This is a genomic window from Micromonospora sp. CA-259024 (assembly GCF_050936255.1).
In the GTDB taxonomy this organism is placed as follows: domain Bacteria; phylum Actinomycetota; class Actinomycetes; order Mycobacteriales; family Micromonosporaceae; genus Micromonospora.
In genome coordinates this window covers 3,026,599-3,050,504 of record NZ_JBNJND010000001.1, presented here as the reverse complement: position 1 = coordinate 3,050,504, position 23,906 = coordinate 3,026,599, and the positions used below count along the sequence as shown (strand labels likewise).

Annotated in this window: 19 protein-coding genes; 16 read left to right on the top strand and 3 right to left on the bottom strand. The window is 73.7% G+C overall.

Annotated features, from left to right (window positions below):
• Positions 1-3: 3 nt before the first annotated feature.
• Positions 4-342: an alkyl sulfatase C-terminal domain-containing protein gene (locus ACQEUX_RS13235; protein WP_433046309.1), complete on the bottom strand. Its 339-nt coding sequence runs from the start codon at positions 340-342 to the stop codon at positions 4-6.
• Positions 343-455: 113 nt separating this feature from the next.
• Between ACQEUX_RS13235 and ACQEUX_RS13230 the strand changes: the two genes are divergently transcribed.
• The 5 genes from ACQEUX_RS13230 (at position 456) to ACQEUX_RS13210 (ending at position 7,068) form a co-directional block, all read left to right on the top strand.
• Positions 456-1,052 (top strand): phasin family protein, encoded by a 597-nt coding sequence (locus ACQEUX_RS13230; protein ID WP_433046306.1) that lies wholly within the window; start codon positions 456-458, stop codon positions 1,050-1,052.
• Positions 1,049-1,312 (top strand): hypothetical protein, encoded by a 264-nt coding sequence (locus ACQEUX_RS13225; protein WP_433046303.1) that lies wholly within the window; start codon positions 1,049-1,051, stop codon positions 1,310-1,312. The genes ACQEUX_RS13230 and ACQEUX_RS13225 overlap by 4 nt, the downstream gene beginning before the upstream one ends.
• Positions 1,313-1,350: 38 nt before the next feature.
• On the top strand, positions 1,351-2,208 hold the full coding sequence (locus ACQEUX_RS13220; RefSeq protein WP_433046300.1) for a TlyA family RNA methyltransferase: 858 nt from the start codon (positions 1,351-1,353) through the stop codon (positions 2,206-2,208).
• Positions 2,209-2,299: 91 nt separating this feature from the next.
• A complete protein-coding gene (locus tag ACQEUX_RS13215; RefSeq protein ID WP_433046297.1) occupies positions 2,300-3,184 on the top strand; it encodes an NAD kinase in 885 nt (294 codons plus the stop codon).
• A gap of 158 nt (positions 3,185-3,342) precedes the next feature.
• Complete coding sequence (locus ACQEUX_RS13210; RefSeq protein WP_433046294.1) at positions 3,343-7,068, top strand: S8 family serine peptidase; 3,726 nt, start codon at positions 3,343-3,345, stop codon at positions 7,066-7,068.
• A gap of 79 nt (positions 7,069-7,147) precedes the next feature.
• Here the strand turns inward: ACQEUX_RS13210 and ACQEUX_RS13205 are convergent, their stop codons facing one another.
• Complete coding sequence (locus tag ACQEUX_RS13205; RefSeq protein WP_433046291.1) at positions 7,148-8,167, bottom strand: helix-turn-helix domain-containing protein; 1,020 nt, start codon at positions 8,165-8,167, stop codon at positions 7,148-7,150.
• An 89-nt stretch (positions 8,168-8,256) separates the two neighbouring features.
• Here ACQEUX_RS13205 and recN point away from each other — a divergent pair, with 89 nt between their 5' ends.
• The 9 genes from recN to ACQEUX_RS13160 all read left to right on the top strand — a co-directional run bounded on the left by recN (position 8,257) and on the right by ACQEUX_RS13160 (position 21,124).
• On the top strand, positions 8,257-10,014 hold the full coding sequence (gene recN / locus ACQEUX_RS13200) for a DNA repair protein RecN (protein ID WP_433049796.1): 1,758 nt from the start codon (positions 8,257-8,259) through the stop codon (positions 10,012-10,014).
• Positions 10,015-10,133: 119 nt separating this feature from the next.
• Positions 10,134-11,312, top strand: coding sequence for a putative cytokinetic ring protein SteA (steA, locus tag ACQEUX_RS13195; protein ID WP_433046288.1), 1,179 nt, complete (start codon positions 10,134-10,136; stop codon positions 11,310-11,312).
• A gap of 27 nt (positions 11,313-11,339) precedes the next feature.
• A complete protein-coding gene (locus ACQEUX_RS13190; RefSeq protein ID WP_433046285.1) occupies positions 11,340-12,281 on the top strand; it encodes a copper transporter in 942 nt (313 codons plus the stop codon).
• Between the two features lie 112 nt (positions 12,282-12,393).
• The gene (locus tag ACQEUX_RS13185; RefSeq protein ID WP_433046282.1) at positions 12,394-13,260 is read left to right on the top strand and encodes a hypothetical protein; all 867 of its coding nucleotides are present in this window, start codon (positions 12,394-12,396) and stop codon (positions 13,258-13,260) included.
• Position 13,261: 1 nt separating this feature from the next.
• Positions 13,262-14,956, top strand: a complete 1,695-nt coding sequence (gene murJ, locus ACQEUX_RS13180; RefSeq protein WP_433046279.1) for a murein biosynthesis integral membrane protein MurJ — start codon at positions 13,262-13,264, stop codon at positions 14,954-14,956.
• The gene (locus ACQEUX_RS13175; protein WP_433046276.1) at positions 14,953-16,119 is read left to right on the top strand and encodes a glycosyltransferase family 4 protein; all 1,167 of its coding nucleotides are present in this window, start codon (positions 14,953-14,955) and stop codon (positions 16,117-16,119) included. The genes murJ and ACQEUX_RS13175 overlap by 4 nt, the downstream gene beginning before the upstream one ends.
• Entirely contained in the window at positions 16,119-18,536 is a 2,418-nt protein-coding gene (locus tag ACQEUX_RS13170; RefSeq protein ID WP_433049793.1) for a hypothetical protein, read from the top strand. The genes ACQEUX_RS13175 and ACQEUX_RS13170 overlap by 1 nt, the downstream gene beginning before the upstream one ends.
• Before the next feature lie 163 nt (positions 18,537-18,699).
• Positions 18,700-20,451: a CTP synthase gene (locus tag ACQEUX_RS13165; protein WP_433046273.1), complete on the top strand. Its 1,752-nt coding sequence runs from the start codon at positions 18,700-18,702 to the stop codon at positions 20,449-20,451.
• A 67-nt stretch (positions 20,452-20,518) separates the two neighbouring features.
• The gene (locus ACQEUX_RS13160) at positions 20,519-21,124 is read left to right on the top strand and encodes an NUDIX domain-containing protein (RefSeq protein WP_433046270.1); all 606 of its coding nucleotides are present in this window, start codon (positions 20,519-20,521) and stop codon (positions 21,122-21,124) included.
• An 88-nt stretch (positions 21,125-21,212) separates the two neighbouring features.
• Here the strand turns inward: ACQEUX_RS13160 and ACQEUX_RS13155 are convergent, their stop codons facing one another.
• The gene (locus tag ACQEUX_RS13155) at positions 21,213-21,533 is read right to left on the bottom strand and encodes a TM2 domain-containing protein (RefSeq protein WP_433049790.1); all 321 of its coding nucleotides are present in this window, start codon (positions 21,531-21,533) and stop codon (positions 21,213-21,215) included.
• Between the two features lie 230 nt (positions 21,534-21,763).
• Here ACQEUX_RS13155 and ald point away from each other — a divergent pair, with 230 nt between their 5' ends.
• A complete protein-coding gene (gene ald / locus ACQEUX_RS13150) occupies positions 21,764-22,879 on the top strand; it encodes an alanine dehydrogenase (protein ID WP_433046267.1) in 1,116 nt (371 codons plus the stop codon).
• Positions 22,880-22,917: 38 nt separating this feature from the next.
• The gene (locus ACQEUX_RS13145; RefSeq protein ID WP_433046264.1) at positions 22,918-23,883 is read left to right on the top strand and encodes a site-specific tyrosine recombinase XerD; all 966 of its coding nucleotides are present in this window, start codon (positions 22,918-22,920) and stop codon (positions 23,881-23,883) included.
• Positions 23,884-23,906: the final 23 nt, after the last annotated feature.

Sequence of the window (23,906 nt, the reverse complement as noted above, 5' to 3'; positions counted from 1 at the left end):
GCCTCAGAGCAGCTTGCGCAACTTCAGCAGGTCGAGCGGGTTGGCTTTGATCGACACCCGGCGGGAGGCCACCGCGCCGGTGACGTCCAGGTCGCCCCGGACCAGGGCGAGTAGGTCGTCGCTGGACGTGCTCAGGGCGATCTTGGCCTTGGGGTCGTCGCCGTCGGTCAACTCGACCAGGCGACCGTCGGCGATCCGGCCGTGGAACGCGGTGTCCAGGTCGGTGATCCGGCAGGCCAGCGTCCGGTCCAGGTCGATGCGCTCGCGCACCGTTTCGGCGTTGCGATCCAACCGGGCGGCCAGCTCCTGTAACGCCTGCCGGCACTCGTCCACGCTGGCCACATCTCCCCCTCGTTGATCGCCACACCGTCCTCGGCACCGTACCGCACGGGACGGCCCGGGGTGCCCGGTAGCGTGACACCTGCACACCCCGCCCCCCGTGGAAGGACTCAGGCATGCAGGACGCGTGGCGCGCCTACCTCGAGCTGGCCATGGGCCTTGCGGAGGCGCCGCGGAAGAAGGCCCAGGACGTGGCACGTCGCCTCGTCGGCTCCGGCGGCGCGACCGCCGCCCAACTTCAGGCCCTCGGCGAGGAACTGGTCAGCACCGGCGCCGCCAACCGGGAGGCGCTGACCAAGCTGGTTCGTTTCGAGGTCGACCGGGCCCTCGGCGCGGTCGGCCTGGCCACCTCCGACGAGGTGGCCGAGCTGACCCGACGGGTGCACGACCTGGAACGGCAGCTACGCGAGGCGCGCGCCGCTGAGCCGGCGCACGCGCCGACGGCCGGCCCCAGGGAGCAACCCGACCCGACCCTCGCCGCGCGGCCCGGCACCGGCCTCGTGCCGTCGGACGCCTCGGCGGGTGCCCCAGTCTCCTCGGTGGCGAAGAAGGCGATGGCGAAGAAGGCCGTGGCCAAGAAGGCCGTCGCGAAGAAGGCGGTCGCGAAGAAGCCGCCAGCGACGATCAGCCCGACGGCCGACGATGCCCCGACTCCAGCGACCATGCCGGCCAAGAAGGCGGCCCGCAAGCAGCCGCCGGACGGTGCCGAATGAGCCGGCCCGGTCCGCCGCCCGGCGGGTCGTTCGCCGCCCGGCCCGGTCCTCCGATGGGCGCACGCCCCGGTCTTCCGACGGGCGCACGCCCCGGCCCGCTGCCGGACGTCGAGGACGACCTGGCGCGGCACCCGGCGGTGGACGCCGCCGTGCAGGCAATGGCCAACGCGGCGACGCTCGCCCCGGCTGACCAGATCGCGCAGTACGAGGCGGCCTACGAGACGCTGCGCGAGACCCTCGCCACCATCGACCAGACCTGAGCGGTACGACCAGGCCTGAGCAGACCGGAGAACCACCCATGGCACGTCGCAACCGGCTGGACGCCGAACTGGTCCGCCGCGGTCTGGCCCGCTCCCGGGAGCAGGCCGCCGCGTTGGTGGAGGCCGGCCGGGTCCAGCTGCGCGGGGTGGTCGCGCGCAAGGCCGCCGCGATGGTCGACCCCGCCGATCCGCTCCTGGTGACCGGCGCGGACCCGACCGACGAGTACGTCTCCCGGGGCGGGCACAAGCTCGCGGGCGCGCTGGCCGCGTTCGGGGCCGGTGGGCTGAGCGTCGCCGGGCGGCGTTGCCTGGACGCCGGCGCCTCGACCGGTGGCTTCACCGACGTGCTGCTGCGCGCCGACGCCGCCGAGGTGGTGGCCGTGGACGTCGGCTACGGGCAGCTCGCCTGGTCGCTGCGCACCAACGAGCGGGTCCGCGTCCTGGAACGCACCAATGTCCGTACCCTCGATCCTGACGCGATCGGCGGGCCGGTCGACCTGACGGTGGCCGACCTGTCGTTCATCTCGCTGCGGCTGGTGCTGCCGGCGCTGGCCGGCTGCACCCGCGACGACGGTGACCTGGCGCTGATGGTCAAGCCGCAGTTCGAGGTCGGCAAGGATCGGGTCGGCGCCGGTGGCGTGGTCCGCGATCCGGAGCTGCGCGCCGAAGCGGTGCTGGACGTGGCCGCCGCCGCCGCGCGGCTCGGTCTCGGGTTGGCCGACGTGGCGGCCAGCCCGCTGCCCGGCCCGAGCGGCAACGTGGAGTTCTTCGTATGGTTGCGCCGGGGCGCACCACCGGCCGATCCGCAGCGGGTGCGGGCCGTGGTGGCGGCCGGGCCGGACGGCCCGACGACGGCCGGCGACGTGCCGGACGTGGCGGAGGAGGTCGCAGGGTGAACGCGCGCAGCGAGGGCACCGGAACGGCCCGCGGGACACGCGGCCGCGCCGAGGCGACAGCGACGGAACGCAGCCCGGGGCGGGCGGCCCGATGAGCCGGACCGCGCTGTTGGTGACCCACACCGGCCGTCGGCGCAGCACGGAACACGCCCGGTCGGTCGCCGCCGACCTGATCGCCGCGGGTTTCGAGGTACGGGTGGTGGCCGACGAGGCCGACGACCTTGATCTGCCGGGTGTGGTGCCGGTCGCCGGCCCGCAGGCCGCCGAGGGTGCCGAGATCGTCTTCGCGCTCGGTGGGGACGGGACCTTCCTGCGCGCCGCCGAGCTGGCCCGGCCGGCGAAGGCGCCGTTGCTCGGCATCAACCTCGGCAAGGTGGGCTTCCTGGCCGAGGCGGAGATCGACGACCTGGACATCGCGGTCAGTGACGTCGTCGCGCGCAACTACACCGTCGACGAGCGGCTCACCCTGGACGTCACCGCCGAGTTCGACGGTGGCCCGACCATCGAGTCCTGGGCGCTCAACGAGATCAGCGTGGAGAAGGGCGAGCGGGCGCAGATGCTCGAACTGCTCGTCGACGTGGACGGGCGGCCGCTGTCCCGCTACGGGTGCGACGGCGTCGTCTGCGCCACCCCCACCGGCTCCACCGCGTACGCGTTCTCCGGTGGTGGCCCGGTGGTCTGGCCGGAGGTGGAGGCGCTGCTGCTGGTGCCGATCAGCGCGCACGCGTTGTTCAGCCGCCCGCTGGTGACGGCCCCGACGTCCACCTTCGTGATCACCGTCGACCCGTTCACCACCCTCGCCGTGCTCTCCTGCGACGGGCGACGGGTGTACGACCTGCCACCCGGCGCGCGGGTGACGGTGCGTCGGGGCGCCCTGCCGGTGCGCATCGTGCGGCTGCGGCCCCGCCCGTTCACCGACCGGCTGGTCGCGAAGTTCGGCCTTCCGGTGCACGGCTGGCGCGGCAGCCGCCGGTGACCGTGGCACGTACCCTCGGTGGACGTCAGTTGTCCACCTGACGACATGTCGCCGCTGCGGCGGTCGACGACTAGTGACCTGGCGACAGGCTCCGTCGCAGACTCCGATCGGCCCTCATCTACGGATGACGGACCTGGAGGAGTAGAGGAGCACATCGCATGCACTGGTCCCCACGCTGGCTCGCCGTCGGCGCGGTCGGCGCGTTGGTGGTCGGCCTCGCCGCACCGGCGTCCGCCGACCCGCCCGCCCGGCCCACCGGCCCGAAATCGGGCACGCCCGTCCCGGGCGCTGCGCCCCTTCGCATCACCCTGATCACCGGCGACCAGGTCGACCTGGTCCAGGCAGCGCCCGGCCGGGTCAGCGCCTCCGTGCGCCCCGGCCCCGGCCGGAACCGGATCACCTTCCAGACCATCGAGGTCGACGGCGGGCTGCGGGTCCTACCCAGCGACGTCGTGCCGTACCTCTCCGCGGGGGTGCTCGACCCCGACCTGTTCGACGTGCAGGAGTTGGCCGCCGACGGCTACGGCGACGCCGCGCAGGGCGCCTTGCCGCTGATCGTCCGCTACCAGGAGCCGGTCGCCGGGCGGGTCAAGCCGCTCGCCGGTGCCACCGACGCCCGGCCGCTGGAGAGCATCAACGGCGCCGCGCTACGGGTCGGCAAGAGTGAGCTCGGTGGCCTGTGGACGTCGCTGCGCGGCACGACCGAGCAGCGTGTCGCCGCCGGCTCACCGGCCAAGCTCGGCGCCGGTGTCGCCCGGATCTGGCTGGACGGGAAGGTCCGCCCGACGCTGGAGTACAGCGTGCCGCAGATCGGTGCCCCGACGGCCTGGGCGGCCGGTCGGGACGGTGCCGGCGTGAAGGTGGCGGTGCTCGACACCGGCATCGACGCCACCCACCCCGACCTGGCCGGCCGGATCGCCGAGGCGCGGGACTTCTCCGACAGCGGCAGCGCCCGCGACGGGCACGGCCACGGCACCCATGTGGCGGCCACCATCGCCGGCACCGGCGCGGCGTCCGACGGGCTGCGTAAGGGTGTGGCCCCTGGCGCGCAGTTGCTGGTCGGCAAGGTGCTCGACGACGGTGGCTCCGGCTACAGCTCGTCCATCATCGCGGGCATGGAGTGGGCCGCCCGCTCCGGCGCCAAGGTGGTCAGCATGAGCCTCGGCGGTTCCGCGACCGACGGCACCGACCCGATGAGCATGGCGGTCAACGACCTGACCGCCGAAACCGGCGCCCTCTTCGTGGTCGCCGCCGGCAACGAGGGCGCGGCGCGTACCGTCGGCGCTCCCGGCGCGGCCGCCGCGGCGCTGACCGTCGGCGCGGTGGACCGCGACGACAACCTGGCGACGTTCTCCAGCCGGGGCCCGCGACTCGGTGACAACGGCCTGAAGCCGGAGATCACCGCGCCGGGCGTCGGCATCATCGCCGCGCGGGCGGCCGGCACTGCCATGGGTACGCCGGTGGGTGACGCCTACACGACCGCGTCCGGCACCTCGATGGCGACCCCGCACGTGTCCGGAGCGGCCGCGATCCTCGCCCAGGAGCACCCCGACTGGACCGCCGGCAAGCTCAAGGACGCTCTGGTGAGCACCACGAAGGCGAACCCGGCGCTGACCGTCTTCGAGCAGGGCGCGGGCCGGGTCGACGTGGCCCGGGCGCTCGGCCAGCGGGTGTACGGGTCCGGCACGGCCGACTTCGGCCGGCTCAGCACCGGTGGTGCGGCGGCCGAGCGGACCGTGACGTACACCAACGGCACCACGGTCGCGCAGACCCTGCGGCTGGCCCTGGAGCTGCGCAACCTGGACACCCGCGCGGCCGAGACCGACGGGGTGTCGGTCGGCGGCACCGAGGTGACCGTGCCGGCCGGCGGCAGCGTCGCCGTGCCGCTGCGGGCGGATCCGGCGAAGCTGGACCGGGGTCTGCACAGCGGGTGGCTGGTGGCCACCGGCGCGGACGGCGTCGCGGTGCGCACCGCGGTCGCGCTCACCCTGAGTGGCCCGCTGCACACGGTAACCGTGCGGGCGCTGGACATGCAGGGTCAGCCGGGCCTGGCACCGGTGCTTACCCTCTTCGGCGAGCAGCCCGAGTCCGACTTCATCGGCTGGATCCCGGGCGAGACGCAGGTGCAGGTCGAGGAGGGCCCGTACCTGCTCCAGGCGCTGATCGAGCACGGTGCCCCGCTGGACGAGCAGATCACCCTGGCCACCGACCCGGAGTTGATGGTCACCGGGGACGTCACCGTCGTGTTGGACCCGCGCAAGGGAACTCCGGTGCGGATCGAGACGCCGAAGCCGACTGAGCAGCGGGCGTCGATCAGCTTCTACGAGCACCGGGTCTTCGGCAACGGCCGGCAGGTCGACCACGGCGTGATGACCTTCAGCACCATTCAGCAGGTCAACGTCACGCCGACCCGCCCGGTGAGCAAGGGTGAGTTCGAGTTCTCGTCGCGCTGGCAGTTGGTCAAGCCGATGGTGGACGCCCGGATCAGCGGGGTGTCCGGTCCGCTGGACATCAACCTGATGGGCTTCTCGCCGGCGCCGAGCGACCGGCGGAAGCTGCCGCTGGTGTGGGCGGGCACCGGGACCCCCGCCGAGCTGACCCGGGTGCGGGGCGCCGCCGCGCTGCTGTCCGGCAGCCCGGACCGCTCCGAGGAGGAGCAGATCGCGGCGGCAGCCGCCGCCGGCGCCGCCGTCGTGCTGATCGTCCGGCCGGCGGACTTCAGCGCGTGGACGGTGTGGCAGCCTCTCGGGGACCGGCTGCCGATCCCGTCGCTGGTGGTCGCCCACGACGACGGGCAGCGGCTGATCGCGGAGGCCAGGAAGGGCCGGGCGACGTTGGACCTGACGTTGACCGTGGACAGCCCGTACCTCTACGACGTGTGGCAGGTGTCGAAGGGCCGGGTGCCGGAGCGCATCCTGCACACGGTCACCGACAAGAACACCGCCGAGGTGACCGCCAACTACGGAGACGTCGGCGGTACGGAGTGGGCCACCGAACAGCGGTTCGGTTGGCGTCCGTGGCAGGAGACGTCCTGGAACGACGACCAGCGGTTGGTGCGTACCGGCACCACCCGGCAGGAGTTCGTCAGCTCTGGGGACGCGTGGTGGCAGCACCAGGTCCTGCACAAGCTCACCTGGTCCTGGGGGCGCCTGCTCGGCGGGCTCACCCAGCAGCCCCGGCAGTACACCGCCGACGACCGGGACACCGAGACCTGGCACGCCCCGGTGATCCGGCCGGCCGTGCCGGCCGGCGGCGGGGTTCCGGTACCGACCCGTAGCGGGGACACCCTGGACCTGCGGGTGGCCGAGTTCGTCGACGCCGACGGGAACTACAGCCTGGCCGGCGGCAGTGAGGAGGCGGACACCGTCGCGGTCCGGGTCAGCCGCAACGGGCAGCAGATCGCCGACCTTTCCGGCGGCTGGGCTCCGGTGCCCACCACCGAGAAGTCGGCCCGCTACCGGCTGGACGTGGCCACGCAGCGCTCCTCGGACGAGTGGCGCTACGCCACCCGGACCGAGACGGCCTGGGAGTTCACCTCGGCCCGACCGGCGGGCGACGCCGCGAAGCCGTTGTCGCTGCTGCAGGTGGACTACCGGGTGCCGGCCGACCTGCTCGGCACGGTGCGCGGGAACCGGCCGCACCAGTTGGCGTTGACCCTGCGTCAGCCGGCCGGGGTGCCCGCGCCCAGCGGCACCAGCGTCCGGGTGCAGGTCTCCTTCGACGGGGGTGTGACCTGGCGGAACGCGCCGACCAAGGGATCGGGTACCGGGTACACCGCAACCGTGCCGGCGGGGCGCGGAACGGTGTCGCTGCGGGTGCACGCCACGGACCGGGCCGGGAACAGCGTCGACCAGACGGTGCTGCAGGCGTACGGGCTGCGCTGACCTGGGCAGGGCGGGACGGTCACGCCGTCCCGCCCGCCCCGGTAGGGTCCGCCGTCGGCCGACGGCGGACCCTTCGGCGTCAGAGCCAGCCGCGCCGGGCGACCTGGAACGCCAGCCCGGGCCGGGTGTCCACGCCGGCGACGTCCATCAGGTCGGCGATCCGCCGTTGCACGGTCCGCCGGCTCACCCCGAGCTGGGAGGCGATGGACTTGTCCGGTACGCCGGCCACGAACAGCGACAGCAGCCGCGCCTCGTCGGCGTCCGGCTGGTAACCGTCGACCGGGCGGTCGTCGGGGTCCGGCCGGCGACTCTCGGTGGCCGCACCGGCGAGGGGGTCGTCGAGCCGCAGTCGGGTGGCCACCCGCCACTGACTCTCGAAGAGGGCGAGCAGCGCGTCGAGCAGTTGACTGCGGCCGATCACGGCGGCGCTCGGTTCACCGCCGTCGCGGTCGGGCACCAACGGGCAGATGGCGGTACGGGCGTCCACGATGGCCAGTCGGACCGGTAGCCGGTCCAGGACCCGGGCCTGTTCGCCGGCGGCGACCCCCTTGGCCAGGTCGGCCAACGCGCCCGGTTCCAACAGCAGGTCACGCTCGTAGATGGCCCGGTAGCTCACCCCGCGGGCCAGCGCGTCGAACTCCTCGACGTTTTCCGGGCCGGCCATCGCGAGGGGGTTGGCCCGGCAGAACCAGAGCACCTCGGTACGCGCCGAATTTTGCAGATCGCGCAGACGGTCGCGGAGCACCCGGGCGCCGGTGATCACCTCGACGAGGTGGTCGACGTGGTGCCGCCGCAGCCCGGACCGGTACTCCTCGGCCAGTTGGGTGACCCGTCGGCGGGCCGCCTCCAGGTCCTCCTGGCGACGCAACAGCGCCGCGCCGAGGGCGACGTCCGGGGCGGTCGGACGCAGTGGGGCGTCCGGGTCGTTGTCGGTGAGCTGCACCAGGCCCTTGTCGCGCAGCGCCTCGACCTGGGCGACGACCTGCTCGCGCGGCCGGTGCAGGCGACGGACCAACTCGTCGATGCGGGCCGTGGTGAGCTGGAGCAGGCAGCGGTAAAGCTCCTCCTCAGCCGGGGTCAAACCGATCACGTCCAACACGGGGCAGAACTGTACGGCGGCCGGGTGCCGCCCGCACCCGGGCCCGTCGGCTGGTCAACTGTCGGGCCTCGCGTCTACTGTCGGTGGCTGTGCTGGAAGAGCTGCGTATCACCGGACTGGGCGTCATCGACGACACCACGCTGCCGTTGACCGGCGGGATGAACGTCATCACCGGCGAGACCGGTGCGGGCAAGACGATGGTGGTCACCGGCCTCGGCCTGCTCTTCGGCGGTCGGGCCGACGCCGGCCGGGTCCGTGCCCAGCCCGGCCGGGCCGTGGTGGAGGGGCGCTTGCGCCTGGGCGGGCGGGTCGCCGACGCCGTGCACGCGCGGATCATCGAGGCCGGTGGCGAGCCCGACGAGGACGGCTCGGTGCTGTTGAGCCGCACGGTGACGGTGGAGGGGCGGTCGCGCGCCCATGTCGGCGGCCGGAGCATGCCGGTGTCGATGCTCGGTGAGGTCGGCGAGCAGGCGGTGGCCGTGCACGGCCAGTCCGACCAGCTGCGGCTGCTGCGCCCGGCCGAGCAGCGGGCCGCACTGGACCGGTTCGCGGGCCCGGCGCACGAGAAGCTGCTCGACGCGCTGCGCGAGTCGTACACCGGGTGGCGGCGGGTGGTCGACGACCTGGCCGACCGGCGGCGCAACGCCCGCGAGCGCAATCAGGAGGCCGACCTGCTGCGGCTGGGCCTCGACGAGATCACCCGGGTCGATCCGCAGCCCGGTGAGGATGACGAGCTGAAGACCGAGGCGCAGCGGCTGGAGCACGCCGAGGGGCTGCGGACGGCCGCGCAGGTCGCCCAGCAGTGTGTGGCGGGTGGCGCGGAGGCCGCCGACGAGACACCGGACGCCGCGGCGCTGCTGGGCACCGCCCGGCGGACGCTGGAGGCGCAGGCCGGCACCGACCCGGCGCTGGGTGAGCTGGCGGCCCGTCTGGAGGAGGCGGCGACGCTGGTCACCGACGTGTCCGCGGAGCTGTCGACGTACCTGGCGACGCTCGACGCGGACCCGGCCCGGTTGCAGCACGTCTACGAGCGGCGGGCGGCGCTGCGCGCGCTGACCCGCAAGTACGCCGACGACGTCGACGGGGTGATCGCCTGGGCCGATCGGGCTCGCACTCGGCTGTCCGATCTGGACATGTCCGACGATCTGGTCGACGAGTTGGAGCGGGAGGGCCAGCGGCTCGCCGTCGAGGTGGCCGATCTGGCCGGGCGGGTGTCCGCCTCCCGGCAGGAGGCGGCGATCCGTTTCGCCGACCAGGTCACCGTCGAGCTGGCCGGGTTGGCCATGCCACACGCGCGGATCGAGGTGGCGGTGCTGCCCCGCCCGGCCGGGCGTGCCGAGCCGACGCTGTCGGTCAACGGCGTCGAGGTGGGTGTCACCCCGGACGGCGGTGACGAGGTGGAGCTGCGGTTGTTGGCCCACCCGGGCGCGCCGGCGTTGCCGTTGCAGCGTGGCGCCTCCGGCGGTGAGTTGTCCCGGGTGATGCTCGCCATCGAGGTGGTCTTCGCGGGCTCGGGTGGCCCGCCCACGTTGGTCTTCGACGAGGTCGACGCGGGGGTTGGTGGCCAGGCGGCGGTGGAGATCGGGCGCCGGTTGGCCCGGTTGGCCCGCAGCCACCAGGTGCTGGTGGTCACGCACCTGCCGCAGGTGGCCGCGTTCGCCGACCGGCATCTGGTGGTGGCGAAGGACACCGGCGGCGCGGTGACGACCAGCGGCGTGCGAGTGGTGGAGGACACCGAGCGGGCCCGGGAGCTGGCCCGAATGCTGGCGGGTTTGCCGGATTCGGATCTGGGTATCGCCCACGCCGAGGAGCTTCTGGCGGTGGCGGCGAAGGAAAGACGGTTGTGACGCCGCGTATTGTGAGCGCAAGCACACCGGCTTGTGTCGACGTGTGCTTCCCTGGGTAGGCGGCCCTGCTCAGGCATGTCGCGACAGAAAAGCCTGCCCCACATGCCAGGATGGTCACGATGCGTCTACCCACGTTGCGCCGGAACCGGAACTCCGACCCGGGCAGAGTCCTCGGCACCGCGCGCCTTGACCGCCGGACAAAACGCCTGGTTGGTCGGTTGCGCCCCGGTGACATCGCGGTCATCGACCACGTCGACCTGGACCGGGTGGCGGCCGATTCGCTGGTCGCCGTCGGGGTCGCGGCGGTGCTCAACGCGAAGCCCTCGGTCTCCGGCCGGTACCCGAACCTCGGCCCGGAGGTGTTGATCGCCGCAGGCATCCCGCTCCTGGACGACCTGGGGGAGGGCGTCTTCGAGCGGATCCGCGAGGGCGACCAGGTGCGCATCGAGGGCAACACGGTCTTCGCCGGTGACGAGCCGGTGGCGCACGGCAGCCTGCAGGACGCCGAGACGGTCGCCAAGGCGATGGCCGATGCCCGCGAGGGCCTGTCGGTGCAGTTGGAGGCGTTCGCCGCCAACACGATGGACTACCTCCGCCAGGAGCGCGACCTGCTGCTCGACGGTGTGGGCGTACCGGACATCGAGACCCAGATGCAGGGTCGGCACTGCCTGATCGTGGTGCGCGGCTACGACTACAAGGCTGACCTGGACGTGCTGCGCCCGTACATCCGGGAGTTCAAGCCGGTGCTCATCGGCGTGGACGGCGGCGCGGACGCGCTGGTCGAGGCCGGGTACACCCCCGACATGATCATTGGGGACATGGATTCGGTCACCGACGACGTGCTGCGCTGCGGCGCCGAGGTGATCGTGCACGCGTACCCGGACGGGCGGGCGCCCGGCCTGCCCCGGGTCAACGGGCTCGGCGTGCCGGCGGTGACCTTCCCGGCCGCGGCGACCAGCGAGGACCTGGCCATGCTGCTCGCCGACGAGAAGGGCGCCTCACTGCTGGTCGCGGTCGGCACCCACGCCACGCTTGTCGAATTCCTCGACAAGGGCCGCGGCGGGATGGCCTCGACGTTCCTGACCCGGCTGAAGGTCGGCGGCAAGCTGGTCGACGCCAAGGGTGTGAGCCGGCTCTACCGGCAGAGCATCTCCGGTTCGTCGCTGCTGTTGCTGGTGCTGTCGGCGATCGCGGCGATGGCGTCCGCGGTGGCCGTGTCGACCGTCGGGAAGGCGTACCTGGGCGTTGTCGCCGAATGGTGGGACAATTTCGTGTTCCAGCTGTACCGGCTCTTCTAGTTCCCGACCGATCAAGAGGCTGCAAGCGTGATCAACTTCCGCTACCACGTGGTGTCCCTCACCGCGGTCTTCCTGGCTCTGGCGATCGGCCTGGTGGTCGGCACAGCCGCCCTCAACGGCCCGGTCGCCGACTCGCTCAAGGAGCAGGTCACCGGGCTGCGTAAGGACAACCAGCAGTGGCGCCAGACGGTCAGCAACATGGAGAAGCAGCTCGGTCTGGAGGAGGAGTTCGCCGAGGAGATCTCCCAGGTGGTCCTGCCGGGCACCCTCACCGGGCGTCGGGTGGTGGTGCTCAGCCTGCCCAACGGGCGCGACCACACCGAGGGTGTGCTCAAGAAGCTTCAGCTCGCCGGGGCCACTATCACCGGCCGGGTCGACCTGCAGGACAAGTTCATCAACCCGGACAACAACTCCAACCTGCTGGAGTTGGCCGTCACCGCCGCCCGGCCCACCGCGCAGACCACCGGCCTGCCGGGCAACGGGCACGGTGTCGAGACCTCCAGCGCGCTGCTGGCCAGCGTCCTGCTGGATCGGGCCCAGGGCACCGCGCCGGTCAGCGACGCCGACCGGCGGGCGGTGCTCGCCGCGTACAACAACGCCGGCTACCTGACCACCGACAGCAACAAGGTCACCGGTTCGGCGGAGGCGGTCGTGGTGGTCAGCGGCCAGCCGTACGTCGACAAGGACTCCGACAAGCGGGACGAGTCGGTCGTCAAGATCGCCGAGCAGTTCGACCGCACCGGGGCGATCGTGGTGGGCGGCAACGGTTCCGTCGGCGGCAACCTGGTGGCCGTGGTCCGCGGTGACCCGGTGCTCGCCCAGACGATCTCCACCGTCGACAACGCCAACACCGGGCAGGGCCAGCTGGTCACCACCCTCGCCCTGGTACAGCAGCTCACCGAAAAGAAGGCCGGGCAGTACGGCGTCGGCGACACCGCCGCGTCCCTGCTGCCTAGACTGCCCCAGTGAGCGAACGACGTACCCCCGTGTCCGTAACTGACGAGGCAACGGGTGAGCGAGCGAACCTGAGGCACAGCAGGGCGGCGTCCCACGCCGCTGCCGAGCGAAGCGAGGCAACGGCGTGAGGGCGCTGGGCCGGCTGCTGATCGCCGGCGCCGGTGCCGCAGCGGCCCGGTACGCGCTGCGCGAGGTGCGCACCTCCCCGGCCGGGCCCGCCCTGGAGCGCACCAACTTCCGTGGCCGCACGGTCACCCTGGCCGCCGGGCCGGCGCTCGCCGCCGGTGCGGCCGCCGCGGGCGCGTTCGGTGCCACCAGCGGCGCCTCCGGCGGGGCCGCCCTGGTCGCCGGCCTCGGTGCCGGTGGCGTCGGGCTGTACGACGACGTGGTCGGTGCGCGGCCGGCGCAGAAGGCAGCCAAGGGCTTCGCCGGTCACCTCGCCGCCCTGCGCGAGGGGCGGGTCACCGCAGGCCTGGTCAAGGTCATCGGGGTGGGCGCCGCCGGGCTGGGCGCCGCCGCGCTGCTCGCCGCCGACCCCCGGGTCGCCGCGCACCCGCGCCGCCAGCGCCACGGAGCGTTCGGCCGGGGCGTCGACGTGCTCCTCGGCGCCGGCGTCATCGCCGGCACGGCCAACCTGCTCAACCTGCTCGACCTGCGGCCAGGCCGTGCCGTCAAGTCCGGGCTGCTGCTCGCCGCGCCGCTGACCGGCGGCCCGCACGGCGGGATCGCCGCGGGCGCGGCCGGAGCCGCCGCCGGCCTGCTCCGCGACGACCTGGCCGAGGACGTGATGCTCGGCGACAGCGGCGCGAACGCGCTCGGGGCGCTGCTCGGCGTCGCGCTCGCCGCCCGTACCGGCCCGCTCGGCCGGGCCGCTCTGCTCGCCGCGCTCGCCGGCCTCACCGCCACCAGCGAGAAGGTCAGCTTCACCTCCGTGATCCAGCGGACCCCGGGGCTACGCGAGCTCGACGCACTGGGCCGACGCGCCGACTGACGTGACCAGACCGGCACCCCTCGCCGGCGCCGGCCGGCTGGCCGGAGCAGCCGCGCTCATCGCCGTCCTCACCGTGGTCAGCCGGCTCGCCGGCTTCGGCCGCACCGCCGTGTTCACCTGGAGCCTGGCGCCCACCGACCTCGGCGGCACCTACGTGGTGGCCAACGCGGTGCCGAACTTCATCTTCGAGATCGTCGCCGGGGGAGCGCTGGCCAGCCTCGTCGTACCGCTGCTGGCCGGCGCGGTCGCGGCCGGCGACCGGACGACGGTGGCCCGGACCACCGGCGCGCTGCTGACCTGGACGCTGGCCCTGCTGGTGCCCCTCGCGCTCCTCGTGGTGCTGTTCGCCGGGCCGTTGGTCGAGTCGCTGGGTCACCACCTGACCGCCGCCCAGCAGCAGAGCGGCGTCCGGATGCTGCGGGTCTTCGCGCCGCAACTGCCGCTGTACGGGGTCGGCATCGTGCTGACCGGGGTGCTCCAGGCGTACCGCCGCTTCGCCTGGCCGGTGCTCGCCCCGCTGCTGTCCAGTCTCACCGTCATCGTCGTCTACCTCGGGTTCACCGCGACACAGGGCCGGTACGCCACCGTCGACGGGGTGAGCCCCGGTGGTGAGTTGCTGCTCTCCGCCGGCACCACCCTCGGCGTGGTGGTGCTGTCGTTGTCGTTGCTGATCCCCATCCGCGGGCTGCACCTGGGTCTCCGGCCCGGGTTCGGGTTCCCCGCCGACGCGCGGGCCCGGGTCGGCGGGTTGGCGGTGGCCGGCGCGGTCACCGTCACCACGCAGCAGATCGCCCTGATCGTCAGCCTGAACCAGGTCACCGCCGGTGCGCGGAGCAACCCGGGCGTCTACAACCTGGCGCAGACCGTCTACCTGCTGCCGTGGGCGGTGCTGGCGGTGCCGCTGGCCATCGCGGCCTACCCGACCCTGGCGGCGGCACGGGCCGCCGGTGACGAGGACACCTACCGGGCGACCCTGGCACCGGCCGTACGCGGTGTGCTCCTGTTCAGTTTCCTCGGCACGGCCGCGTTGATCGGAACCGCCGGGCCGGTCGGGCACTTCTTCTTCCCCGCGTCCACCGCCGAGACCGCCACCGCCGCGATCATCGGGTACGCCCCGGGCCTGGTCGGCTACGGCCTCTTCGCGGTGCTCACCCGGGCGCTCTACGCCAGGGGCGAGACCCGGGCGGCGACGGTCGCCACCGCCGTCGGTTTTCTGGTGGTGCCAGCGGTCGTCCTGCTGTTCGCCGCGCTGCTGCCGGTACGGGATCGGGTGCTCGCGGTGACGTCCGCCAACTCGGTGGGGATGCTGGTGCTCGGGGCGTTGCTGCTCACGGCGGTGCTGCGCAGCGCCGGCCGTGCGGCACTGTCCGGCGCGGCGCGTGCCGGGGCAGCCGGCGCTCTCGCCGGTGTGCTCGCCGCGCTCGCCGGGCTGGGCCTCACCCGATGGCTCGACACGCCGGGCGGCGGCACCCCGACGATGGCGGTGGCACTCGGTCAGGGCATGCTGTCCGGGGTTCTGGTTGGGGCTGTGTTCCTCGCCGTGGTCTGGTTCGTCGACCGGCGGGACGTACAGCCACTGCTCGCCCGGGTGCTGCGGCGTCTGGGTCGGCGGGGCCCACAGGGCCGGGGCGGCGGGCCGACGCCGGGCGCGGGCTCCCCGGAGCGGGGCGACGGGAAGGAGACGGCTGCGCGATGAGTGAGCCAGCTCTGCCTGCCGGTTGGTCGGGCACCGTCGCGGTGCTGCTCGCGTCCAGCACCGGCGGGGTCGGTCAGCACGTCCGCTCGGTGGCCCGTGGCCTCGTCGCGGGCGGTGCCAACGTCCTGGTCTGCGGGCCCGCGGCGACCCAGGAACAGTTCGACTTCGTCGGTGTCGGCGCGCGTTTCGAGCCGGTGGAGATCCCGGCCAGCCCGACCCCGGCCGACGCCCGGGCGGTGCTCACCCTACGCCGGGTGCTCACTGCGGCCCGGGTCGATGTGGTGCACGCCCACGGCCTGCGTGCCGGGTTGGTCGCCGTGCTGGCCCGTCCCGCCGCCCCGCTCGTGGTCACCTGGCACAACGCGGTGCTCGCCGGCGGGTTGCGGGGCGGGGTGTCCCGACTCGCCGAACGCGTGGTGGCCCGGGGTGCCCGGGTGGCGCTGGGCGCCTCCACGGACCTGGTGCACCGGGTCGCCGCGCTGGGCGCCGCCGACGTCCGGCTCGCCCCGGTCGCCGCGCCGACGCTGCCCGCGCCGCGTCGACGCCCGGCGGCGGTACGCGCCGAGTTCGGCGTCCGACCGGACCAGCCGTTGATCCTCTCGGTCGGTCGGCTGCACCCGCAGAAGCGCTACGACGTGCTGATCGACGCGGCGGCCCGCTGGCGTACCCGTACCCCGCCGCCGGTCGTGGTGATCGCGGGCAGCGGCCCGGCCTACCTGCCGCTGGCCGCCCGGACCTCGGCGGCCCGCGCCCCGGTGACCCTGCTCGGGCACCGGACCGACGTGGCCGACCTGCTCGCCGGCGCCGACCTCGCGGTGGTGACCAGCGACTGGGAGGCCCGGCAGCTCTTCGCCCAGGAGGCGCTGCGCGCCGGCGTACCGCTGGTCGCCACGGCGGTCGGCGGGCTACCGGAGCTGGTCGGCGACGCCGCCAGGTTGGTCCCCGCCGGCGACGTGGACGCGGTCGACGCGGCGGTGCGCGCCCTGTTGGACGACCCGGTGGCCCGAGCCGACCTGGGCCGGCGCGGCGCCGAACGGGCGGCGACGTGGCCGACCGAGACGGACACCGTCGCCGCGCTGGCCGCCCTCTACGCCGAGCTGGCCGCGGAGCCGACCGACCCGGCGGCCCCGGACTCCGACGCCCCGAGAACGGGACACCGGTGATGCTGCGCCGAATCGCCCCCGCCCTGTTGACCGTGCTCGTGGTGGCGCTGGGCGTCACCGCGCTGGCCGCCCGCCCACCGCAGGGCACCCCGCAACGCACCGCCGACTTCGTGGTGCTCGCCGGGATCGCCGGGCTGCGGTGGGAGGACGTGGATCCGCAGAGCACCCCGACGCTGTGGCGGATGGCCCAGGAGGGGTCGATCGGCTCGCTGTCGGTGCGCTCCGCACACCGACCGACCTGCCCGGTGGACGGCTGGCTGACCCTGGGCGCGGGCAGCTTCGCCGCGTGGAACGGCAGCCGGTCGGCCGGTGGCTGCCCGGCGGCGGCGGTCGCGGTGGAACAGCCGGACGGCATCGGCGCGAACCTGCCCGACCAGGAGAGCGTGGTCCAGTACAACCAGCAGCGGCTGCCCTGGGGCGCCCTGCCCGGGTCGCTGTCGGAGTCGGTGCGCTGCTCCGTCGCCGTGGGCCCGGGTGCGGCCGTGGCCGCCGCCCGACCGTTCGGCCGCGTCGACCGGTACGCCGCGGCGCTGCCGGCCGACCCGCGGACGTTGCTCGGTTCGTGCGTGCTGAGCATCGTCGACCTCGGCACGGTGGCCGGGACCGCCCCGGCGACCCGCGCCGAGGAGGCCCGAGCGGCGGACGCCCAGCTGACCCGGGTGCTGGCCGCCCGGCCACCGCGGTCGTTGGTGCTGGTCGCGGGGATCTCCGACACCGCCCAGCCGGCACGGCTGCACGTGGCGGTCGCCGACGGGCCAGGCTGGGAGCGGGGGTGGCTCACCTCGGCCAGCACCGGCCGCGACGGTTACCTGCAACTCGTCGACCTCGCGCCGACCGCGCTGGCGGCGCTGGGCCGGCCGATGCCGGAACGACTCTTCCTCGGCCGTCCGGCGATCAGCACCGGCGACCGCCCGGCCGACCTGGCCGACGCGATCAACGCCCCGGCGGACGCCGACCGGGAGGCGGCCGCCCAGCGGACCGTCTCCGGCTGGTTCTTCACGCTGCTCGCCGGTGTGCAGGTGCTGCTGGCGCTCGCGGTCCTGCCGCTGCTGCGCCGGGCACGCCCGCACGCCGGGCCGAGCGGCCCGACCCCCGTCTCCGGGCGGATCGTGGCAGTGGTGGAGCTGCTGCTGGTCGCCGCCGCGTTGACGGTGCCGGCGGCGTTGCTGGCCGACGCGGTTCCCTGGTGGCGCGCAGAGCACCCCGGGTGGATCTTCGCCGGGGTCACCGCGCTGCTGGTGGCCGCCGGCACGGCGGCGGTCCGGTTCGCCCCCGGGTACGCGGGCACCCTCGGCCCGGTCGGCGCGGTGGCCGGCCTCACCACCCTCGTCGTCGGGTTGGACGTGCTCACCGGTGCCAGCCTCCAGCTCAACGGCGTGGTCGGCTACTCCGCGTTGCAGGGTGGCCGGTACGCCGGGCTGAGCACGGTGGGCCTGGGAGTGCTGCTCGCCGGCGCGTTGCTCAGCGGGGGGTGGCTCGCCCAACGGGTGCAGCGCGGGTGGCGGCCGGCGGTGATGGTCGCCGTGGGTGGCCTCGCCGTGGTGGTGGTCGGCAGCCCGTACCTGGGTGCCGACCCGGTCGGCGCGATCGCCCTCACCGCCGGGGTGAGCGTCGCCGCCGTGATCAGCGCCGGTGGGTGGCTGACGATCAGCCGGCTGGCCTGGGCCACCATGGCCGCACTGGCGGTCGGCATCGGGTTCGCCGTGGTGGACCTGCGCCGTCCGCCGGCGGAGCGGGGCAGCCTGGGCCGGTTCCTCTCCGCGCTCGGTGACGGTACGGGCGGGTTCACCGTGCACCGATCCAGCACGGAGAATTTCGAGACGTTGGTCAACAGCCCGCTGACCGTGTTGGCGCTGGCCGGTGGGTTGCTGGTGTGGTTCGCCCTGTTGCAGCCGTGGGGCGGGCTGATGCGGTTGTTCGGCATCTACCCGGCGGTCCGGGCCGCGTTGGCCGGCACCGTGGTCGCCGCGGTGCTCGGTGGTGTGCTCGACGGCGCGGCGCTGGACGTGATGGGCGCTGCCGCCGCGCTGGTGGTGCCGATGGCCGCTCTGGCGTCGCTGCGGGTGCTCGGGCACGCCGCCGACCGCACCCGTCCGGTCCCGGGCCGCTCCCGCGCGGACGGCGCCGACGACGATTCGGGATCCGGCGGGGTCGGCCGGGCCGGTGGGGATGACGGCCCGACCGGCGGTGGTGGGCCGCTGGGCGCGGTCCACCCCCGTCCCATCAGCGGCCCGCCCGCGAGCGCGCCCCCGGCGGTCGCGCCGCCCCCGGCCCCGCAGGCTCCGGCCGAGGGCCGTACGGGCGCCGACGACCCGGGGGAGCCGACCGCGGGTGGCTCGACGACGGTCGCCGCGCCGACGCCGGCCGTACCGCCCCGGCAGGTCACCCGGTCATCGACCGAGGTTGCCGCTCCCTGAGCACCGGGCGTCGTCCGGATGACCCGGTGGTGTCGCACCTGGGGTGCGGCCTGCGGGTACCGGTCCGGGAGGTGTTACCGTCGAATCCCGTGGATCGCGTGATCACTTTGCTGATCAAGCACGGCGGTCTGCATGACCGCGACAGACGACACGGGAGCAGGCCTTGGCCCCATCAGCACGGACGACCAGGCACATTTTCGTCACCGGGGGCGTCGCCTCCTCGCTGGGTAAGGGCCTCACCGCCTCCAGCCTCGGCAACCTGCTGACCGCGCGCGGGCTGCGCGTGGTGATGCAGAAGCTCGACCCCTACCTGAACGTCGACCCGGGGACGATGAACCCGTTCCAGCACGGTGAGGTCTTCGTCACCGAGGACGGCGCCGAGACCGACCTCGACGTCGGGCACTACGAGCGTTTCCTGGACCGGGCGCTCTCCGGTAAGGCGAACGTCACCACCGGCCAGATCTACTCCGACGTGATCGCCAAGGAGCGGCGCGGCGAGTATCTGGGCGACACCGTCCAGGTCATCCCGCACATCACCAACGAGATCAAGTCGCGGATCCTGGCGATGGCCGACCCGGACGAGGACGGCCAGCTTCCCGACGTGGTGATCACCGAGGTCGGCGGCACGGTCGGCGACATCGAGTCGCTGCCGTTCCTGGAGGCGATCCGCCAGGTCCGCCACGACCTGGGCCGGGACAACTGCTTCTACCTGCACGTCTCACTGGTGCCGTACCTGGCGCCGTCGGGCGAGCTGAAGACCAAGCCGACCCAGCACTCGGTGGCGCAGCTGCGCAACATCGGTATCCAGCCGGACGCGATCGTGCTGCGCTGTGACCGGGAGATCCCGGTCAAGCTCAAGGAGAAGCTGTCGCTCTACTGCGACGTGGACACCGAGGCGGTCGTCGCCGCCCCGGACGCGCCGAGCATCTACGACATTCCGAAGGTGCTGCACCGCGAGGGGCTCGACGCGTACGTGGTGCGCCGGCTCGGGCTCTCCTTCCGGGACGTGGACTGGACCAGCTGGGACGACCTGCTGGAGCGGGTGCACCGGCCCCGGCACACGGTCACCGTCGCGGTGGTCGGCAAGTACGTCGACCTGCCCGACGCGTACCTGTCGGTGAGCGAGGCGATCCGGGCGGCCGGCTTCGGCCACCGGGCCCGCGTCCAGCTGCGCTGGGTGCCCAGCGACGAGTGCGTCACGCCGGCCGGTGCCGCCGCGGCGCTCTCCGGCGTTGACGGCATCCTCATCCCCGGCGGTTTCGGGGTACGCGGCATCGAGGGCAAGATCGGCACCGCGCGGTACGCCCGCGAGAACGGCATTCCGCTGCTCGGCCTCTGCCTCGGCCTGCAGTGCATGACCATCGAGGTGGCCCGGCACCTGGCCGGTCTGGACGGCGCGAACTCGCTGGAGTTCGACGAGCGGGCGGCGCACCCGGTCATCGCCACGATGGCCGACCAGGAGGACATCGTCGCCGGCAAGGGCGACCTGGGCGGCACCATGCGGCTGGGGGCGTACCCGGCGACGCTGACCGAGGGTTCGATCGTCGCCGAGGCGTACGGCAGCACCGCGATCAGCGAGCGGCACCGGCACCGGTACGAGGTGAACAACGCCTACCGGGACGCGCTGACCAAGGCCGGCCTGCACGTCTCCGGCACCTCGCCGGACGGTCGCCTGGTCGAGTTCATCGAACTGGACCGGAGCCTGCACCCGTTCTTCGTGGCCACCCAGGCGCACCCGGAGCTGAAGAGCCGTCCCACCCGCCCGCACCCGCTGTTCGCCTCGTTCGTCAAGGCCGCGGTGGCGTACTCGCAGGCCGACCAGTTGCCGGTCGACCTGGACGCGGCGACGGAGGCCCCGACGGCGCGCAAGGCCGCCCGCAACGGTGCCGCGACGAAGGCCGCGTCGGCCTCGTGAGCGAGCGAACCGTCAGGTTCAGCAGGGAGGCGCCTCGCGCCGTCGTCGAGCGCAGCGAGGCGACGGCGTGAGCGCTGTCGAGCACCGCTACGAGGTGCGCTCTCGCGAGGAGCGTTACCGAGGGCGGATCTTCGACGTGGTCACCGAGGAGGTGACCATGCCGGGCGGCGGGACCGGGCTGCGCGACCTCGTCCGGCACGTCGGGGCGGTGGCCGTGGTGGCGCTCGACGACGCCGGCCAGGTGGTGCTGATCCGGCAGTACCGGCACCCGGTCGGGCGGCACCTGTGGGAGCTGCCGGCGGGGCTGATGGACGTCTCCGGTGAGGAGTTGCCGGCGGCCGCGTTGCGGGAGTTGGCCGAGGAGGCCGACCTCACCGCCGGGCGGATCGACGTGCTGGTCGACCTGCACAGCTCGCCCGGGTTCACCAACGAGCTGGTGCGGGTCTTCCTGGCCCGGGACCTGTCCGAGGTGCCGGCCGATGAGCGCCACGAGCGCCGCGACGAGGAGGCCGACCTGCAGGTCGTCCGGATCGACCTGGACGAGGCGGTCACCATGGTCCTGAACGGGGAGATCACCAACGCGTCCGCGGTGGCCGGGCTGCTGGCCACGGCTCGCGCCCGGGACACCGGCTGGTCGGCGCTGCGCCGGGCGGACGCGCCGCTGCCACGCTGAGCGTCGCCGCCGGTCGAGCCGGCGAGGGAGTACGAGCGAAGGGGCCCCGCAGCTGACCGCGGGGCCCCTTCGCTGTCGGTCTGGACTATCAGTCGCGCAGCGGTCGGCCCTGCGCGTCCGTGCCGCCGTTGACCAGGATGAGGATGCCGTCGATGACGCCCCAGAGCGCGCCGACACCGCAGGTCACCAGGCTCACCACGAGCTGGAGAACGGCGATCTTGGTGTGTCCCGTGTAAAACCGACCGGCGCCGAAGGTGCCCAGCAGGATGCCGAGGATGCCCGCGACGACCTTGCTCTTGTCGGAGTAACCCGGGGCGTACCCCGGCTGGTAAGGAGGAGTGGTCATGGGCGGACACACTAGTGATCCACTCGCTCCCTGTCCGCACCCGCGCCCGACAGATGGGACGATAGGGGCCGAACACTGTCCTGACGGCTGAGGTGGCGCTCCACCGCCGATTCCGGCCGGTGCCCTGACAGTTCGTCAGGACACCCGGGCACCGGATGCCACTGTGCTGGCTCGCGGCACGGTTGGACGCGCCTAGACTGCCGCCGGCGGGACCGGTGGACCGCGGTGGCAAAGGGGCCATTGCGGCACCGAGCAGTCGGGGGAGAGCGGCCCCGAAGAGAGGTGTCTGCATCGTGAAGGTCGGAATCCCACGCGAGGTCAAGAACCACGAGTACCGCGTGGCGATCACGCCAGCGGGCGTCAACGAGTTCACCCGCAGCGGTCACCAGGTCTTCGTCGAGTCCGGCGCCGGTGTCGGCTCCAGCATCACCGACGAGGAGTTCGCCGCCGCCGGCGCGAAGATCCTCGCCACCGCCGACGAGGTGTGGGAGACCGCCGAGCTGGTGCTCAAGGTCAAGGAGCCGATCGCCGAGGAGTACCACCGGATGCGCGAGGGGCAGGTGCTCTTCACCTACCTGCACCTGGCCGCCTCCAAGGAGTGCACCGACGCGCTGATCGACCGCAAGGTCACCGGTATCGCGTACGAGACCGTCGAGCTGCCCGACCGGTCGTTGCCCCTGCTCGCCCCGATGTCCGAGGTCGCCGGGCGGCTCGCCCCGCAGGTCGGCGCGTTCTACATGATGCGGACCGGCGGCGGGCGCGGCGTGCTGCCCGGTGGCGTCTCCGGGGTGTACGCGGCCAAGACCGTGGTCATCGGCGCCGGCGTCTCCGGCATGAACGCCGCCGCCATCGCGCTGGGCCTGCAGTCCGAGGTGCTGCTGCTGGACAAGAACGTCGCCCGGCTGCGCCAGGCCGACGCCATCTACCGCGGCCACCTGCAGACCGTCGCCTCCAACGCGTACGAGGTCGAGCGGGCCGTGCTCGACGCCGACCTGGTCATCGGCGCGGTGCTGGTGCCCGGCGCCAAGGCACCGACGCTGATCTCCAACGAGCTGGTCTCCCGGATGAAGCCGGGCAGCGTGCTGGTCGACATCGCCATCGACCAGGGTGGTTGCTTCGAGGACTCGCGCCCCACCACGCACGCCGACCCGGTCTACAAGGTGCACGAGTCGATCTTCTACTGCGTCGCGAACATGCCCGGCGCGGTGCCGAACACCAGCACCTACGCGTTGACCAACGTCACCCTGCCGTACGCCCTGGAGCTTGCCAACCAGGGCTGGCGCGAGGCGCTGCGCCGTGACCCGGCGCTCGCGCTGGGCCTGAACACCCACGACGGCCAGGTCACCTACGGCCCGGTCGCCGAGGCGCACGGCATGGACGTGCTCCCGCTGGCCGACGCGCTGGCCTGAGCGGTGGCGCGCTGACCGGCCGCACGGACTCCGCCGGCGTGGGCGAACAGCCCACGCCGGCTCTGCGCCGTGCCGTCCGCGGCTACCTCGACCACCTCACCGTCGAACGTGGCCTGTCGGCGAACACGCTCGCCTCGTACCGCCGGGATCTGGACCGCTACCTCGCGACCCTCGCCGACGCCGGCGTCGCCGACCTCGCGTCGGTCGGCGCCGGCGTCGTCGAGTCGCACCTGGCGCGGCTGCGCGCGGGCGACGACGTCCACCCGCCACTGGCGGTCTCCTCCGCCGCCCGCGCGGCCAGCGCGGTGCGCGGCCTGCACCGCTTCGCGCTGCGCGAAGGGCTGGCCGGCGCCGACCCCAGCCGCGACGTCCGCCCACCCACCCCGCCGCGCCGACTACCCCGGGCGCTGCCGGTCGACGACGTCATCCGGCTGCTGGAGACCGCCGGCCCGATCACCGCGACCGGCGAGGACGCGCCCCTCGCGCTACGCGACCGGGCGCTGTTGGAGTTTCTGTACGGCACCGGCGCGCGGATCTCCGAAGCGGTCGGCGCCGCCGTGGACGATCTCGACACCGACGAGGGCACCGTGCTGCTGCGCGGCAAGGGTGGCCGGGTGCGGCTGGTGCCGGTCGGCGGATACGCCGCCGACGCGGTGCGTGCCTACCTGGTCCGCGCCCGGCCTGGCCTGGCCGCCGCCGGTCGGGGCACCCCGGCGGTGTTCCTCAACGCCCGCGGCGGCGCGCTGTCCCGCCAGGGCGCCTGGGGCATCCTGCGCCGCGCCGCCGGCCGGGCCGGGCTGCCCGTCGAGGGGCCCGCGGCCGTCTCCCCGCACACCCTGCGCCACTCGTACGCCACCCACCTGCTCGACGGCGGCGCCGACGTCCGGGTGGTCCAGGAGTTGCTCGGCCACGCATCGGTGACCACCACCCAGGTCTATACCCTGGTCACCGTGGAGCGGCTGCGCGAGGTGTACGCCACCGCCCATCCGCGCGCCCGGGGCTGAACCGGTCGCGGTCGGCGCCGACA

What these genes read in the sequence shown, in the direction of transcription:
- ACQEUX_RS13230 (WP_433046306.1), top strand. Translation starts at nt 456, where the DNA reads ATGCAGGACGCGTGGCGCGCCTACCTCGAGCTGGCCATGGGCCTTGCG.
- steA (WP_433046288.1), top strand. Translation starts at nt 10,134, where the DNA reads ATGCGTCTACCCACGTTGCGCCGGAACCGGAACTCCGACCCGGGCAGA.
- ACQEUX_RS13175 (WP_433046276.1), top strand. Translation starts at nt 14,953, where the DNA reads ATGAGTGAGCCAGCTCTGCCTGCCGGTTGGTCGGGCACCGTCGCGGTG.
- ACQEUX_RS13170 (WP_433049793.1), top strand. Translation starts at nt 16,119, where the DNA reads ATGCTGCGCCGAATCGCCCCCGCCCTGTTGACCGTGCTCGTGGTGGCG.
- ACQEUX_RS13220 (WP_433046300.1), top strand. Translation starts at nt 1,351, where the DNA reads ATGGCACGTCGCAACCGGCTGGACGCCGAACTGGTCCGCCGCGGTCTG.
- ACQEUX_RS13210 (WP_433046294.1), top strand. Translation starts at nt 3,343, where the DNA reads ATGCACTGGTCCCCACGCTGGCTCGCCGTCGGCGCGGTCGGCGCGTTG.
- ACQEUX_RS13215 (WP_433046297.1), top strand. Translation starts at nt 2,300, where the DNA reads ATGAGCCGGACCGCGCTGTTGGTGACCCACACCGGCCGTCGGCGCAGC.
- ACQEUX_RS13225 (WP_433046303.1), top strand. Translation starts at nt 1,049, where the DNA reads ATGAGCCGGCCCGGTCCGCCGCCCGGCGGGTCGTTCGCCGCCCGGCCC.